The 1180-nt window shown below is 67.3% G+C and carries 1 protein-coding gene; it reads right to left on the bottom strand.

Going from position 1 to position 1180, the window contains the following annotated elements; all coding sequences use genetic code 11:
- On the bottom strand, positions 1–1129 hold a 1129-nt coding region (tnpC, locus tag FS320_RS43760; RefSeq protein ID WP_152718699.1), incomplete at its 3' end, for an IS66 family transposase.
- Between the last annotated feature and the right edge of the window lie 51 nt (positions 1130–1180).

The raw sequence follows: 1180 nt of genomic DNA, 5'->3' as shown, positions 1-1180 counted from the left end.
GCGCGCGTTCGCAGGCGTTGTTGGTTGCCTCAACCAATCCGGGCCAGTGGGCGAAGGTCAGAAGCTGATCGCGAGCGCGCCGGACCTTGCTCTGAAGGGCGCGGGCGAGATCACAGGAGGTCGGCGCGGCCAGGATCGCGTCCAGACTTCGTTCCAGGGCCCGGCGCTTGCGGGCCAGGGTCGAGGCGGCCAGTGTTGCGATACCCTCTGCCAGAGCAAAGGCCCGGTGCAGCCACAGCTTGAGGCGGGAGGGCAGCACATCCGCGCTCACCTCATCGGCATAGGCGACGTCGCGGGAAAGATGGGCCAAGCAGGTCTGATGGGCAGCGGCATGGCCTTGTTGTGCGCTGTAGCGGTCGGAGCACCAGACCTCGGGCCGGTGCCCGTCCATCATCGTCCGGACCACGACGGCACCCCGGGTCGGCGAGGCGCGATGGACCACCGCCTGCGAGCAGCGAAACACCCAATGATAGGCGCTGCTCCCCTCAATCCGCACGCCGGTCTCGTCGGAGGCGATGACCTTGGCCTGGCGCAACGCCGCAACCGCCTTGTCGCGCTCGCCCGCGAAGGTGCGCTGCGCCCGGCGCAGCAGGTTCATCAGGCCCCCCTGGCTGAGCGTCAGGCCGAACAGGTCGGCGAATGCACTTTGCAGCCGCTCGTACGACAGAGCCTGGAAGGTCTTGAGATAAGTCGCCATGGCATGGATGCGCGGCCCGAACGGCGTCTCCTTGGCCGCCTCTGGCACGGGGGCGACGACCCGCGTTCCACAGGCCGGACAGCGCACCGCCAGGCGCCGATGGCGCTCGATCCACGGCTTGATGGCGGGCAGCTCGATCGTGTCGTGTTCGCTCACGGTCTCGGTCGGAAGATCGGTCGACAGCCTGATCCGGCAGCATGGGCAGTGGTCCGGCTGATGGTCGATGAGGCGATCCACATCCGGGCTCATGGCGCGGCTGTGCCCGTCATGCCCCGGCTTGGCGCCACCGGGCTTGGCCTGATCCCGACGCTCCTTGCGATCGGTCGAGGGCGGCTTTGAGGACGTGCGCGAGGTCTTTTGCGGCCGCTGCAGCCGCAGCACCAACTCAATCAGCTCTTCCTTGCTCAAACGTTCAAGATCGCCGCGGCCCATACCAGCAGGGAATCAGCGAATCCCAGTTGGCGCAAGGGCCTGGGTAATTAC

Origin of the sequence: Microvirga tunisiensis, from assembly GCF_009296175.1 — a bacterium.
Lineage (GTDB): Bacteria > Pseudomonadota > Alphaproteobacteria > Rhizobiales > Beijerinckiaceae > Microvirga > Microvirga tunisiensis.
The sequence above is the reverse complement of the archived record's forward strand: the minus strand, read 5'-3'. Positions and strand labels throughout refer to the sequence as shown.